Annotated in this window: 11 protein-coding genes; 10 read left to right on the forward strand and 1 reads right to left on the reverse strand. The window is 34.8% G+C overall.

Going from position 1 to position 14232, the window contains the following annotated elements; all coding sequences use genetic code 11:
• Positions 1 to 61: 61 nt before the first annotated feature.
• Complete coding sequence (locus tag ACHZAX_RS11665; RefSeq protein ID WP_320019243.1) at positions 62 to 634, forward strand: anthranilate synthase component II; 573 nt, start codon at positions 62 to 64, stop codon at positions 632 to 634.
• Between the two features lie 50 nt (positions 635 to 684).
• Here the strand turns inward: ACHZAX_RS11665 and ACHZAX_RS11670 are convergent, their stop codons facing one another.
• A complete protein-coding gene (locus ACHZAX_RS11670; protein WP_320019244.1) occupies positions 685 to 3306 on the reverse strand; it encodes a putative LPS assembly protein LptD in 2622 nt (873 codons plus the stop codon).
• 164 nt (positions 3307 to 3470) lie between these two features.
• On the opposite strand from ACHZAX_RS11670, the gene ACHZAX_RS11675 reads away from it, so the two are divergent.
• The 9 genes from ACHZAX_RS11675 (at position 3471) to ACHZAX_RS11715 (ending at position 14139) form a co-directional block, all read left to right on the forward strand.
• The gene (locus ACHZAX_RS11675) at positions 3471 to 4649 is read left to right on the forward strand and encodes an N-acetylmuramoyl-L-alanine amidase family protein (protein WP_394698266.1); all 1179 of its coding nucleotides are present in this window, start codon (positions 3471 to 3473) and stop codon (positions 4647 to 4649) included.
• 58 nt (positions 4650 to 4707) lie between these two features.
• Positions 4708 to 5937, forward strand: a complete 1230-nt coding sequence (locus ACHZAX_RS11680) for an MlaD family protein (protein WP_320019246.1) — start codon at positions 4708 to 4710, stop codon at positions 5935 to 5937.
• Positions 5938 to 6326: 389 nt separating this feature from the next.
• A complete protein-coding gene (dnaA, locus tag ACHZAX_RS11685) occupies positions 6327 to 7757 on the forward strand; it encodes a chromosomal replication initiator protein DnaA (protein ID WP_101307908.1) in 1431 nt (476 codons plus the stop codon).
• Positions 7758 to 7865: 108 nt separating this feature from the next.
• Entirely contained in the window at positions 7866 to 8726 is an 861-nt protein-coding gene (locus ACHZAX_RS11690) for an EamA family transporter (RefSeq protein ID WP_143470801.1), read from the forward strand.
• A 25-nt stretch (positions 8727 to 8751) separates the two neighbouring features.
• Entirely contained in the window at positions 8752 to 9363 is a 612-nt protein-coding gene (locus ACHZAX_RS11695) for an IMPACT family protein (RefSeq protein WP_320019247.1), read from the forward strand.
• A 386-nt stretch (positions 9364 to 9749) separates the two neighbouring features.
• On the forward strand, positions 9750 to 10655 hold the full coding sequence (pyrB, locus tag ACHZAX_RS11700; protein WP_101307912.1) for an aspartate carbamoyltransferase: 906 nt from the start codon (positions 9750 to 9752) through the stop codon (positions 10653 to 10655).
• A gap of 32 nt (positions 10656 to 10687) precedes the next feature.
• Positions 10688 to 11146: an aspartate carbamoyltransferase regulatory subunit gene (pyrI, locus tag ACHZAX_RS11705; protein WP_101307913.1), complete on the forward strand. Its 459-nt coding sequence runs from the start codon at positions 10688 to 10690 to the stop codon at positions 11144 to 11146.
• 133 nt (positions 11147 to 11279) lie between these two features.
• A complete protein-coding gene (locus ACHZAX_RS11710; protein WP_320019248.1) occupies positions 11280 to 11939 on the forward strand; it encodes a hypothetical protein in 660 nt (219 codons plus the stop codon).
• Positions 11940 to 12648: 709 nt separating this feature from the next.
• A complete protein-coding gene (locus ACHZAX_RS11715) occupies positions 12649 to 14139 on the forward strand; it encodes a dihydrolipoyl dehydrogenase family protein (protein ID WP_101307915.1) in 1491 nt (496 codons plus the stop codon).
• Positions 14140 to 14232 lie beyond the last annotated feature (93 nt).

Consider the following 14232-nt stretch of genomic DNA (forward strand, 5'->3'; position numbering starts at 1 on the left):
CTAAGTGTTTGTAAAAAAATCGCTTATTTTGCGACTTCAAAGTTAAAATAAAAATGCCTGAATGAGAATAGTAATCATAGATAATTACGACTCTTTTACCTACAATTTGGTTCATATCGTTGAGCAGTTTTGCGAACAGGTAATTGTTATGCGGAATGATCGAATAAATTGGAAACAAATAAAAAATTGTGACAAACTCATTTTTTCTCCCGGCCCCGGACTACCAAAAGAAGTAAAAGTAATGGGTGAAATATTGGATCAATATGCCAATTCAAAACCAATACTTGGCGTTTGTCTGGGTATGCAATACATTGGCGAATACTTTGGCGCTGAATTAATCAATCTGAAGGAAATTGTTCACGGTGTTCCAAAAACTACACTAATTGCCGATGACAACGAACTTCTGTTTAAAAATATTCCTTCGAAGTTCAATTCCGGCAGATATCATTCCTGGGCATTATCAAAAAATAATTTCCCAGAATGCCTTCGCATTACGGCAAGGGACGAACAGGACGTGATTATGGCCATTCGCCACAAAAAATTAAATTTATGCGGCGTTCAGTTTCATCCTGAATCCATTATGACACAGTATGGCAAAGAGATTCTTAAAAATTGGATTCTCAATCAGGCATAAAAAACCAGCATGAAAACATACTGGTCTAATAATATTATTAAAGTTTAGCGTTAAAAATTCACATCCTGCCAAGCCTGTTTCTTTTCGTATTTTAAATCTGCCAAAATCGAAGATTCAACATTAATTCGGAAGTTATAAGATTGATACGCCCCAAATGGTATGGTATTGAAAGACATTTGCCAACAGTGCAGGTCACGGGTAATCGTAAATTGAGAAGAAGTTACTTCTTTAGCTGTAAAATCATATCCTGATGAAAAACTAACCTTCCACTTTGGTGTTAAGCTAAAATTTCCATTCACACCCATTCTCTGTCCAACAGTACTTTTTGATGTTGGTTTCGAATAAGTCCAACCGTAATCAATAGAGAACGACCAGGGAATATCAAAATCAACATATCGGGTATCTCTCCAAGGTTCAGCAGACTTATCATTTTTATTGTCCTTCCCACTATCTCCCTTCAGATCTTTTGACGACAAGCTAAAGCCCAAATCGATAGAGGCATTGGTTAATCGTGGGCCAAACTCATTAATTCTAATATTATTAGCATTAAGTTTATATGGATCGACGGTTGAGCGTACACTTAAATCCAATTTTTGATTAAAAAGCTTGGTTCTTCCCGACATTTGGATATTCGACCAGTTCAATGAATCTGCAAACATATTATATGAGGTAGAAAATTTTAAGCTCTCAATAATTTTTACCTTTTTAAATTCTTCTGTTCCGGTTGAATCATTTGCCGTACGCATTTTTGCCTCAACGTTATTATCCAAACCAAAACTAATACTTCCTGATTCCTTCGCTCCTGTTGGAGTTCCATACACACTCCCCTCAAATATTGAATATTCAACATCTTTATCTGTAGCTTCGTTTCGGTAAGTTTTGTAATATTTACTTCTGGGAATACCAATTTCAGGCGTATAACTCACACTAATACTTGGAGTCATTACGTGTCTGATAGCTGCTAATTTTGAGCTTTCCTTAAACGTATACATTCCATAAATTTTTGGACTTAAGGAAAGTGAAGCACTGGTTGAATAATTGTGTGCGTATTTAAAACCCTGAATCGTATCCGTTCGAACACCACCTTCTCCATCCTTTAAGGTGGCATCCCAGCTTTTCTTTACCGATTTGGAATACAAAACACCTTGATAATTTAAGGTTGGCGAAAGTGTAAGATCTTTCGTTAATTTAAAGTTCGTACTAATTGGAATACTGTGTTGATAACCATTTTGCCAATCTTTAACCAATGAAGAACTCATCAGTTCTTTTTCCTTCGTATTGATTCTATTTTCTAATTTTGAAGAATAGCTTACTCCCACCTTATCATACCATTTCAAATTGGTACTTTTCCCTTTTGCCCGGAACGGGTAAATTTGGGTCATATTTAATGACATACTAGGCAAGGTAAGTGAAATTGAAGTATCTCTGCTATTTTGTGAGTGACGAAAACTGGCATTCAAACTAAACGGACTGTCTGCCCATTTTTTACTGTAGGAAATACTTGATTGCTTCTGGTTATTTGTAATCTTCTGTATCGATTGTGAGTTGTTTCTATCATTATTACTGGTAGAAAAGTTAACCGAGGCAGAAAATGTTCGATACGGATTGGCCTTCGCATCTTGAGTATGATTCCAACGAATCGCGAAATCGGTCGACTCCGAAAAATCGGCCAACCCCTTATCACCATAGGTATTGGAATGATATTCTGCAGCAACCCGGCCATTGAACCGGTATCTCTTTTTATAACTCGATTCCATATATCCACCCCACGATCCGTTGGCAAAAATATCACCAGTCACTGCCAAATCCAGATATTCATTAATCGCCCAATAATAACCTCCTCCGCGAAGATTGAATCCTCTTCGCTGCTCTTCTCCATAACTAGGAACAATAATTCCTGATGAATAGGAAGAACTAAAAGGAAACATCGCAAAAGGCAAACCGATAGGCAAAGGCACATCTTCCAACACCAGATAAAGAGGACCTGAAACAATTTTATCGTCCTTTATCATCTTAGCTTTTGTCATTTTCACATAAAAATGCGGATGAGGATGATCACAGGTCGTATATTTTCCATTTCTAAGATAAAAAGTTTTGTCATCAATACGCTTGGTAATTTCAGAATGTACGAATCCACCTTCCTGCTCGGTAATAATTTCATTTACCAAACCCTTGCCTGTGTCAAAATTGTATTTAAGCTCCTTACATGTAAATTCTTCAGCACCATCTTTAAATTCAGGAGTATCGATAAATGTTCCGGTTGAATCTTTTATCCCGTATGCAAAAGCTTCTTTCTTTTCCAAGTCAAGCTCGATGTAGTATGCCCTTAACTCAATCTCACCATATTTTACAAAAGCATTCTTAGTTAAAAACACCTTCTGTCCGGTAAGAGAAAAGACAATTGTATCATCGGAATTGTATTCAATAGTCGCCTCAAAAAAAGCTTTTTTCTCCTTTTTAACAGAATCAGACACTAACGTATCCGACGAAACTTTTAACAATGTATCTTTTTCTGATATTTTATATTCCAATAAATTTGAGACAGCCACAGTATTCCATTCTGTAACCGGCTGATAATTACCATAATCATTAGTCAGATTAATAAACCCGAAGCTACTCAATGGAAATACTATTCCAATGAAAATAATAAAAACTCTTTGTAGTAATTTCAATTGCAATTTTTATCTGTTATTTTTGTAAAATAATCGAATTAAACGGCGCCAAGTCAGATTGACCAAATTTAACAGTCACGCCTTCTTAGGACGCCAAAAATACAAATAAAAGTGCTATATTCCCTAATCGAAACGAACTTCAAAAACATTTTTTAAGTTCTTTTATGAAGATTTTTCTAATGAACATTATTCCAGAATATATATATCGTGGTCTAATTACAAGATCATCAGTCGTTTTATTACTGCTGTGTGCCATTGTTCTACAACCTCTTGCTGGAATGTCGCAAAGCAGTCATTCCAAGATCAATACTGTAGTAATTGACGCTGGTCATGGGGGAAAAGATCCTGGTGCAGTAAGCAAAATCATTAACGAAAAGGACGTTGTTCTAAGTATTGCACTTAAATTAGGTACTTATATAGAAAAATACTTTCCTAATGTTAATGTAATTTATACCCGGAAAACTGATGTTTTTATTCCATTAGATAGAAGATCGGAAATTGCGAACCAAAACAAAGCTGATTTATTCATATCTATTCATGCTAATGCAAATGATAATCCTTCTATTAGCGGAACTGAAACCTATACTTTAGGATTGCATAAAACCAAAGAAAATTTAGCGGTTGCGATGAAAGAAAATTCTGTTATGCTCTACGAAGATGATTACAGTACAAAATATGAAGGATTCGATCCAAAAAATCCTGCCTCCTATATCATCTTTAATCTATTACAAGGTATGAATAGGGAAAACAGTATTAATTTGGCAGAATTCACCGAATTTCAATTTAAAACAAGAGTCGGTCGTCACTCGAGAGGTGTTCGTGAAGCCGGATTCTGGGTTCTGAAGCAAGTTAGTATGCCATCAATACTGGTGGAAGTTGGTTTTGTCTCGAATCCTACCGAAGCCAATTACCTGAAGCATTCTGAAAATCAGGATTATCTTGCCAGTGCAATTTTCAGGGCTTTTCGCGATTACAAAACTAAAGTTGAAGAATCGAGCGTAGTTTTGGAAAGGAAAGAAGAATTAGTTCGTATTGATACAACTATAGCAACATCTGTAATTAATGAACCGGAAACAAATTCACAACTCGAATATTGTGTTCAGGTAAAATCGTCAACAAAACAAATACCGTTAAACTCTGCTGCTTTCAATAATCTTAAAAATATTAAAGAACGTATGAGCGATGGAGTTTATAAATATACCGTTGGATCCACTGACAAATACAAAGAGATTGTTATCCTTCAAAAGGAAATTAGAAAAGTAATTAATGACTGTTTTGTGGTTGTATTTTACAATGGAGAACGTATTTCCCTGTCAAAAGCGAAAAAACTTCAAAAAACATAAGTAGTTTTGCCATTAAAATTACCCACAACCACTCAATCTGAAATTAAAATACCGAATTATGAAATTTTCAAAAGACGCAAAAATAGGACTTGTTGTTATTGGAGCCATTGTAATTTTAATTTGGGGTGTAAACTTTCTGAAAGGATTTAATGTATTCTCCAGCGAACAAGTTTTTTATGCAAGATACGAAAGGGTTGATGGACTAAAAAAATCAAGCTCAGTTACACTAAAGGGCTATAAAGTAGGCCAAATTAAATCCATCAAATTTAGCAGTGCATCAGCAGATCATCTTCTTGTTGAATTTGCTATCTCTGATCAATTTAAACTTCCTGCTAATTCGGTTGCCCGAATTGAGAGTGCAGACATCATGGGCACAAAGGAGATTAAAATTATACCCGGCAAAGGGAAAACTCTGCTTCAAACCGGCGATACAATTAAAGGAAGTATTGAAGGTGATTTAAAAGAACAGGTGAGCATGCAGATGTTGCCACTGAAGAAAAAGGCCGAAAAATTAATGTCTGGTGTTGATTCGGTACTTACAGTAATACAGTATATATTTAATGAGAACACGCGTGATAATTTAACAAGAAGCTTTGGTAGTATCGAACAAACCTTTAAAAAACTTGAAAATGCGTCGGGAACACTTGACACTATAATGACAGGACAAAAAAGTCATTTTGAAAATATTTTCGCAAATGTAGATTCAATAACTGGAAATTTAAAAGACAACAATAAAAACGTATCTACAATTCTATCTAATTTTTCAAATATTAGTGATTCCTTATCGGCTACAAATATTGCTCAAACCATAAACAATGCAAAAGCAACCCTTAAACAAACCAATGAAATTCTTGAAAAAATAAATTCAGGAAAAGGTTCTATGGGCTTATTAATCAATAACGATACTTTATACACAAATCTGGAAGCTGCTTCAAACGGTCTGACCAATTTACTGATTGATGTAAAAAACAATCCTAAAAAATATATGCACTTTTCATTATTTGATACTGGAAAAACCGTTTATATGGATTCTGAAAAATATCAAAAGAAAAAAGACAAAGAGAATCACGTTTACTATAAGGTTCAGATTATGTCTTCTGCCTCTCAAATACCTTTGGATGACACGGCATTTAAAGGACACAGAAAGATTGAAGAAATCTATTTTAACGGAAGGTATAAATATACAATTGGGGAAACACAAAACTATAAGGATATTATCCGACAACTTAAAAAAATTCGTGATGATTTTCCAGATGCCTTTGTAATTAAGATAAGCCCTGAGAATTGATTTATATTAAAAAGCTGAAATTATAGTAAATCAAAACATCTTAAACAACTGAAGCCCTACCTTGTAAGATCAGTTTAATAATCTATTTAACGCACGACTAGTTATGTTTACAGTGGATTAATTATAGATTGTATAATAAAGACCTTAAAGTATCGTATTCGGAAATGACTAACAACCAGAAAGTTAAACAAAGCCTAATATTAATTCATTGATTAACTGCAACTTAAATAATTTCTTTTTTTTTACGATTCTGTATCCCTTGTTTTATATAGAGTAATAAATGTTTTTAAAAAGTCAATAGCTAAATAATTTTTTTTTCATTTTTTTTTTGACAATCTTGCATAAGCAAAATTTAGCACACCCTACATTTTTAAAACACTGACACAGAAATGAATAATCATCACCTCCAGGTTTGGAATAATTGCTTGGCTGTAATAAAGGACAATGTGCCCCCGATAAGTTACAAAACATGGTTCGAACCAATCGTACCATTGAACTTAGAGAACCAAATCCTGACATTGCAAGTACCAAGCCATTTTTTCTACGAGTATTTGGAGGAGCAATACATTGATATTCTAAGAAAAACACTGCGAAAAGAAATTGGCAACAGTGCTAAATTGGAATACAATGTTGTGATGGAAAATAATCACATTGCAAATTCTAAACCTTTTTCTGTTGTAGTTCCCGGGAATAATGGCTCAAGCACAAAAAATCGTCCGGTTAGCATGCCTTCTGATAAGGAAGAACTAACCATTCGAAATCCGTTTGTTATTCCTGGAATTAAAAAATTACATATCGACTCGCAATTAAATCCGGACTATTCATTTGCAAATTTTATTGAAGGAGATTGCAATAGACTGGCAAGATCAGCAGGTGTGGCTGTTTCTGAAAATCCGGGAGGTACAGCTTTTAATCCATTGGTATTGTATGGTGATTCCGGTTTAGGAAAAACCCACCTTGCTCAGGCAATCGGAATTAAAACAAAAGAATTGTATCAGGATAAAACAGTATTGTATGTAAGTGCAAACAAATTCCAGACACAATTTACTGAAGCGATCAGAAATAATAATAAGAATGACTTTCTTCATTTTTATCAAATGATTGATGTTTTAATTATTGATGATATTCAGGAATTAGCAGGGAAAGAAAAAACCCAAAATACATTTTTCCATATATTTAATCACCTTCATCAATCGGGCAAGCAGTTAATTCTTACTTCTGATAAAGCTCCTATTGAGTTGAAGGGAATGGAGAATCGTTTGCTTTCCAGATTTAAATGGGGACTTTCGGCAGATCTTCAGAATCCTGATTACGAAACCAGAGTTCGAATTTTGCATCAGAAAGCATATAAAGATGGTATTGTACTTGATAACGAAGTGATTGAATACATCGCAAGTCATGTAACCAATAATGTTAGAGAACTGGAAGGAGCATTAATTTCATTATTAGCTCAGTCTACCTTAAATAAAAAAGAGCTTAATCTTGAACTAGCTGTTACCATTATCGACAGGCTGGTGAAAAACACCAAGCGAGAGCTTTCTATTGATTACATTCAAAAAGTAGTATGTGATCATTTTTCATTGCCAATTGATGTATTGCAGGTAAAAACCAGAAAAAGAGAAATTGTACAGGCCAGACAGATAGCAATGTACTTCTCGAAAACACTAACAAAAGCATCTTTAGCTTCCATAGGATCGCAAATTGGGAAAAAAGATCATGCTACAGTGTTACATGCCTGCAAAACAGTAAACAATTTGATTGATACTGACAGAGGTTTCAAAACTCAAATTGACGAAATTGACAAGAAATTAAAAATGTAATTTTATTACTAATTATTATATTACTACCCTAAAAGCAGATTCATTTTGAATCTGCTTTTCTAATTTTAGACAAGATATTTTTCATTACTTTGCGCAAAAATTAAGTCTATGCTCAATCTATTATTTGCAATTCTTACTTCCACAGGAATATTTATCACCTTTAAATATCTGGAAAAATTCAAAATTGATATTCTTACCGCTATTGTCATAAACTATATAACGGCCTCTTTATGTGGTTATTTCCTGACAAATACCACATTCAGTTTCAGTAACATTATTCAACAAGACTGGTTCAGCATATCCATATTAATTGGTATTCTTTTTATCATTGTATTCTTTATCATTGGCCGATCTACACAAAAAGCAGGCATATCGGCAACTACTTTAGCTAGTAAAATGTCCTTTGTTCTCCCCTTACTTTTTTCCATCATGTACTATCAGGAAGTCATAACAGGTAAAAAGATTTTTGGGATGATAATTGCAGTTAGTGCAGTATTATTCAGCATTTATAAAGAACAAGGAGATAAGATAAACCGCAGGTATATTTGGTTGCCAATACTTCTTTTTTTTGGAGCCGGAACTGTTGATTCATTGGTTAAATATGCACAACAGGAATACTTAAATTCCGGAGGAACAGAAGAGTTTTCGACACTGCTTTTTGCAATTGCAGGCATTGCAGGATTGATTACTTTGCTTATTCGAAAAGATAAATTACGTGACCTGTTTCAGCTAAAAGTTTTGATTGGTGGAAGTATTTTAGGGCTTGTGAATTTTGGCTCTCTTTATTTCCTGATTGCGTCACTAAACAATTCAGGATTCGACAGCTCAGTGGTTTTCAGTATTGTAAATATTGGAATTGTAGCTTGTTCTGTATTTATTGGCTTGAGCATTTTCGGAGAAAAACTGAACAAAGTAAATATATTGGGAATACTGCTGGCATTTATTGCTATTTTTATCCTGACAAATTAATTTAACAAGTATTTTTGAATAAAAAATGAGTGGCGATACTTACAAAACAATCAATCTGGCATCCGTAGGGCTATACAAAGAAAAAGGAAGTAAATTCATTGCATATGCTTACCCTGTAACCAACGAAGAGGAGATTAAAGAGTATATAGCCAATCTAAAAAAAGAATACTACGATGCCCGGCATCATTGCTATGCATATATGCTTGGAGCTGATAAATCTGAATACAGGGCGAATGATGATGGCGAACCTTCATCTACAGCAGGGAAACCCATTTTGGGACAAATACTCTCGAATGATATTACCAACATACTTATCGTAGTTATTCGTTACTTTGGTGGAACTAAACTAGGTGTAAGTGGGTTAATACATGCATACAAAACAGCAGCAGCCGATGCAATTGCCAATACCGAAATTATTGAAAAGACTGTAAATGACATTTACAATATTAATTTCGATTATCTGGTTATGAATGATGTAATGAAAATCATTAAAGATGATCAACCGGAACAGTTGGGACAAGATTTCAACCTAACCTGCCAAATCACTTTAAGTATCCGACAAAGTGAAGCAGATAGAATCCTTGAAAAATTCTCAAAAATCGATAGCGTTAAAACAGAATTCGTCAAAACCATTTAGTTAATTCGATATCAACATTATATGCATACACATTTCCCTGCTTATTTTTCGCTCAAAAAAAATGTTAATAATTAATCGATTTCTGATTTGATTTTCAGAATTATTTATGCCTATATTTGTAATCTAGAATGGAGATACAACTAATTCAATCTGGAACTGCAAATAATACCAAAAGAAGTAAAGACCTTTACTCCTTCTTACACATTTTCCATTATTTATTTCGAAGCAAACACGATTTGAGGATTAATTCCCGATTTGGCTATTTGGATAATCCTTTTCAAGAATATTTATCAAAAAACCCAACATTACTATCAAATTTAGTAATTGTTGGTTTTTTTTTGTGCAAAAAAAACAATCATATTATAAACACACTTAATTTTTAATCAATGGATAACAAAAGTTTAGTATCGATCGACGACTATACAAAAGAAGAAATCCTGGAAGTATTAGCTAGAGCTGCTGAGTTCGAAAAAAATCCTAACTGCAGCTTATTAGAGGGAAAAGTTGTTGCTTCATTGTTTTTTGAGCCATCAACCCGCACTCGCTTAAGCTTCGAAACTGCAATCAGTCGCATGGGTGGAAGAATTGTTGGATTCACCGATTCTTCGTCATCAAGCGTTACTAAAGGGGAAACTTTAAAGGATACCACTAAAATGGTGAGTAACTATTGCGACCTGATTGTTATGCGTCATCCGATTGAAGGTTCGGCCCGCTACGCATCTGAAGTGTCTGATGTTCCGGTAATTAATGCCGGAGATGGTGCCAACCAGCATCCATCTCAAACCATGCTCGATCTTTATTCCATCATGAAAACACAGGGAACACTTGAAAACCTGAATATTTTTATGGTTGGTGACCTTAAATACGGTCGTACTGTTCATTCTCTGTTGATGGCACTTTCTCACTTCAATCCTACCTTCCATTTTATTGCTCCTCCCGAATTGGAAATTCCCCGCGGGTACAAAATTTTCATGGAAAAAAATAATATCAAATATTTCGAACATACCGAATTTAATGATATTATTAACGATGCTGATATTTTGTATATGACCCGTGTTCAAAAAGAACGTTTTGCGGATCCTTTGGAATATGAAAAAGTAAAAAATGTGTACATCCTTAAGAATGATATGCTTAGCAACACGAAGGATAACATGAGAATTCTTCACCCGCTTCCAAGAGTAAATGAAATAGCTGTGGATGTTGACACCAATCCAAAAGCCTACTATTTTGAACAAGCTTTAAACGGTGTTTATGCCCGACAAGCTATCATAGCAAAAGCTCTTAATCTATAAATTCATACTCACGAATAAAAGCACATCATCATATGAACACAAAAAAAGAATTGCAAGTAAGCGCTATTGAAAACGGAACTGTTATCGATCATATTCCTGCTGAATATCTTTTTCAGGTAATTACAATTTTAGGATTGGACAAAAGTAAAAATTCAGTGACTTTTGGAAACAATTTGGAAAGTAAACTATTGGGAAAGAAAGCTATCATCAAAATTTCCGACAAATTTTTTGAAGATGAAGAAATCAATAAAATTTCATTAATTGCTCCGCATGCAAAACTAAATATCATTCGTGATTACAAAGTTGCAGAAAAGAAAATTGTAGAATCGCCTGAAAAAGTTATTGGTATTGCTAAATGTATGAATCCAAAATGCATTACAAATGTAGAAGCTGTAACCACTCGCTTTAAGGTGATAAATAACTCTCCTATTACCCTAAAATGCCACTATTGTGAGAAAATAACAGATCACAAAAACATAGAAATTGTATAATTGGCATTTCATTGTTCCTCATATAAAAGAAGTCCGTTTGGGCTTCTTTTTTTTGTAGAATAAATATTCATCCCCCATAGATAAAAGGATAATTGCTACCTTTATATTCTCTAAAAAATAAATATCCCATAACATGACATCTTCAGAAGAACAGCTTCGCAAGCTAATATTACAAGCTATTGAGAAAGGGCAAAACGGAAAAATAAGGGCTTGTAATAAAGACTTGAATGCCATTTATTTGATTCTTAAAAAAGATCCTTTCTTACTTTGGGATGATACTGCCATTTCTCAATTGGGAAAGGCAATTATCATGATGCTCCATTTTGATTTGATTGATGATGAAGAACAAAACATCGGCCTGGCTCATCTCTCCTATCTGTTTATTACCAGAGGAATTGAAAAAGAAGAAAATTTGGCTCCTGAAGAAGATCCGGCGGAACTTTTCCGATTAAGAAAAGATCGTGTTATTCTGATGAAAAGTTGTGATGATTCGTTTGTTGATAGTTTACAGGAATTCTATTTTGCGGATAGCAAAACCAAGGATTTGGATGAGTATAACGATCAGAGAAAGGCAGTATTAAGTCGCCTGCCCTATCTTATATTTGCTGACATACATTTAATTGAACAGGAATACCAAAACCTTAGAGATGACGTATACTTACTTGAAACAGCAAATTTTATTGAGTATGAAAACGAGATGAGTGACGAGAACTTACAGGAAGGACTTTTACTGCACAAAATTTTGTATAAACATACGTTTCAAAAGTTAAAAGAAGGCAAATTGCTTTTTTAATGACTGGACAATTACCAATTGATCGGATTCTTAGTAAGATTGCTGTACCTTCTTGCCTGTCTTAATCGTTTATCTACAAATATTACGCATGGCTGTTGCTGAAATTCGAACTACCCCTAAATCCCCTAAAGGGGACTTCTTCAATGAATAGTTAAATTGAGATAATGGATGCACAAGCCATTTTATGGTTTAGCCTAATGCTTGTCCTCAAGTCGGACGAACTCCTACTTTTCTCCTTAAATGAGAAAAGTAGGCAAAAGAATCAAGCCAATCGAAACCTGTAAGGCATTCCAATTCAAACTTGCAGCCCGAATGGCGTTCGATTGACAATTCCCGATCGAAAACTGTAATCGAAAGTATTTACAAAAAATTGTAACTCCCATAAATACAACGCAAGGCCGTTGCTCGATAGTGACTACTTCTATGTGCGCAGGATTGTGTGAGGGATAGCAGCGGTATCCTTTTTTGAGGAACGAAAAAAAGATTTAGCGAATAGCCCGACCCAAAGGGACACACCCAAACATCAGAAAAAGACTTTTTTATCCGCAAAACATATAAAAGCTTATGGGTTTGCACTTTTATTTATATCTTTCTACTTGATTTCGCGGGAAGCGCAAAAATGGCTGTAATTCTTCCTGTTACAAATACATTTTACCTAAGCATAACATGCTTGTAATTCAGCCAATTAGAACAATAAACAATAGTTTTTATGGATATAGAAAAATACGACCTTGTTGTCTTGGGAAGTGGACCGGCAGGTTTCTCGGCAGCAATGCGTGCCATCGATTTTAAAAAATCGGTTTGTATCATCGAGGCAAGTCATTTAGGAGGTGCCGGTATTATGAATGGTGCTTTAACTTCAAAGGCAATGTGGGAATTATCGAGAGATTTTTCAATAGCGTCGTCGGTAATGAGAGGTTATCGTGCATCGGGTTTAAATGTTGACTACAAAAAGGTTCAGCAAACCATTATACAGGCTGCGAAGCAAAAACAGCTGCAAATGCTGTCGCAAATTGAGACTTACTCGGAACCTTCGGAGACTTACGGAAATATTACCTTAAAATACGGCTGGGGAAAATTTATAGATTCGCATACTGTTGAGGTAATTTCCAATAACAAAATAGAACAGATTAAAGGTGATAATTTTATTATTGCGACAGGTTCCCGCCCCAGACCAATGCCTGATGTTGAGATTGATAATGAGCGAATTATTGACTCGGAAGGCATAATGGATTTAAAAGAATTTCCGGAACGAATGATTATTATTGGCTCGGGAATTATTGGTTGTGAATACGCCACTATTTTTTCCAATTACAACCAGACAGAAGTTCACTTATTGGACCGACAACATAAGGTAATTCCTTATGAAGATGATGATTTGAGTAATTTTGTTGGGAAAAATTTAGAAAGCAACGGTGTAATTATACATCACACGGCAAACTTAAGAACAATTCGAAAACGTCCGGATTTTTTAGAAGTTGTACTGGATTATCAAGATGGACATTCAACAGTAATAGAGGTAGATGTGGCTATTGTAGCTATTGGAAGAATGCCGAATCTGGATAATATTGGACTGGAAAATGTTGGAATCAACACTACAAATCGTGGTTATCTTGATATTAATGAAGTTTGTGCCACAGACAATTTTCAATCGTGCAACATTTTTGCTGCAGGTGATGTATCGGGGCATGCACAATTGTATTCGGTTGCTGAACTGCAAGGCAGATATATTGTTGAGGCTTTGTATGGCAACTCAGAATATCCATTGGACTACTCAAATATGTCGACCTTAATGTTCTTTAAACCTGAAGTTGCTGCTGTTGGTTTGAATGAGAAGGCCTGCCAAAAATGTGGTATTCCATACAAAGTTGCAACCTATTCAAACTCATTGGTAAACCGTGCTATTGCCATGCGTGCTACCGATGGATTTGTGAAAATTATTGTAAGTGATGATGGTAAGGATCGAATATTGGGTATGCGTGCTGCAGGGCCGCAGGCTTCTACCCTAATCACATCCATTGCATACCAGATTACACAAAAAGGAACTTTGAAAGACATTCGGCAAAACGTTCATCCACACCCAAGTATTAGCGAGGGAATTCAGGAATGTTTGCGGGTTTTTGAAGGAAAATCAATTTATAAACCCAAAGCCTTTCCCGATTTAATAAAATTGGAAAGTTGGCAACCTGAAGAGGTTTAATACCAAAATAGACGCGATTTATAATCGCGTCTATTTTTTTTGCACTATTCAACTTTCCTCATTCATGCTAAAAAATGTTTTGATATAAATCCC

The organism is Labilibaculum manganireducens (assembly GCF_963665805.2).
Taxonomy (GTDB): Bacteria; Bacteroidota; Bacteroidia; order Bacteroidales; family Marinifilaceae; genus Labilibaculum; species Labilibaculum manganireducens.

Bases quoted from the DNA above. Each gene is read 5' to 3' on its own strand.
- ACHZAX_RS11665 (WP_320019243.1), top strand. From the start codon at position 62: ATGAGAATAGTAATCATAGATAATTACGACTCTTTTACCTACAATTTG.
- ACHZAX_RS11675 (WP_394698266.1), top strand. From the start codon at position 3,471: ATGAAGATTTTTCTAATGAACATTATTCCAGAATATATATATCGTGGT.
- ACHZAX_RS11680 (WP_320019246.1), top strand. From the start codon at position 4,708: ATGAAATTTTCAAAAGACGCAAAAATAGGACTTGTTGTTATTGGAGCC.
- dnaA (WP_101307908.1), top strand. From the start codon at position 6,327: ATGAATAATCATCACCTCCAGGTTTGGAATAATTGCTTGGCTGTAATA.
- ACHZAX_RS11690 (WP_143470801.1), top strand. From the start codon at position 7,866: ATGCTCAATCTATTATTTGCAATTCTTACTTCCACAGGAATATTTATC.
- ACHZAX_RS11695 (WP_320019247.1), top strand. From the start codon at position 8,752: ATGAGTGGCGATACTTACAAAACAATCAATCTGGCATCCGTAGGGCTA.
- pyrB (WP_101307912.1), top strand. From the start codon at position 9,750: ATGGATAACAAAAGTTTAGTATCGATCGACGACTATACAAAAGAAGAA.
- pyrI (WP_101307913.1), top strand. From the start codon at position 10,688: ATGAACACAAAAAAAGAATTGCAAGTAAGCGCTATTGAAAACGGAACT.
- ACHZAX_RS11710 (WP_320019248.1), top strand. From the start codon at position 11,280: ATGACATCTTCAGAAGAACAGCTTCGCAAGCTAATATTACAAGCTATT.
- ACHZAX_RS11715 (WP_101307915.1), top strand. From the start codon at position 12,649: ATGGATATAGAAAAATACGACCTTGTTGTCTTGGGAAGTGGACCGGCA.